This window comes from Myxococcus sp. CA040A, assembly GCF_013336725.1.
In the GTDB taxonomy this organism is placed as follows: domain Bacteria; phylum Myxococcota; class Myxococcia; order Myxococcales; family Myxococcaceae; genus Myxococcus; species Myxococcus llanfairpwllgwyngyllgogerychwyrndrobwllllantysiliogogogochensis.
Genome location: NZ_JABUMR010000053.1, coordinates 1 through 434, shown reverse-complemented (window position 1 = coordinate 434; position 434 = coordinate 1). Strand labels below are relative to the sequence as shown.

Below are 434 nucleotides of genomic sequence, written 5' to 3'. Positions count from 1 at the left end.
GGTCCGCGGTCTGCAGGCCCGAGGGACGGCGGTTCGCCAGAGTCGTATCGCAGACAGCGTAGGTCTCACTCCCATCGTTGATGGTGGGAATGAAATCGGTGCCGTTGAACCGGTAGAGCTGGTTGTGGCCGCTGATGTTCATGTCGCAGTGGGTGCGTTTGATGGCCAGGATGTCCGTCTTGCCATCCATGTCCATGTCCACGGGGGCCAAATCATCCAGCGTATCGCCCACCCTCGCGGTGGGGAGGTTGACGACCATGGACTCGCCGAACCCCGAGCCGGTGCTTAGCCGCAGGCGCCACTCCGGCTCCGGAAAACCGCCCGAGGGGCCAAAGACAGTGTACCGATAGAGAAGGTCGTCCTTGCCGTCTCCGTTGACGTCCACGAGCTGTATCGTCCAGTAATCGCGGGCAACATAGGGGTGCAAACTGTCG

The 434-nt window shown here is 61.8% G+C and carries 1 protein-coding gene; it reads right to left on the bottom strand.

Annotated elements, in window-relative coordinates; genetic code table 11:
* Positions 1–385: FG-GAP-like repeat-containing protein (locus tag HUA75_RS46060; RefSeq protein ID WP_174490137.1), on the bottom strand; the 385-nt coding region annotated here is incomplete at its 3' end.
* Positions 386–434: the final 49 nt, after the last annotated feature.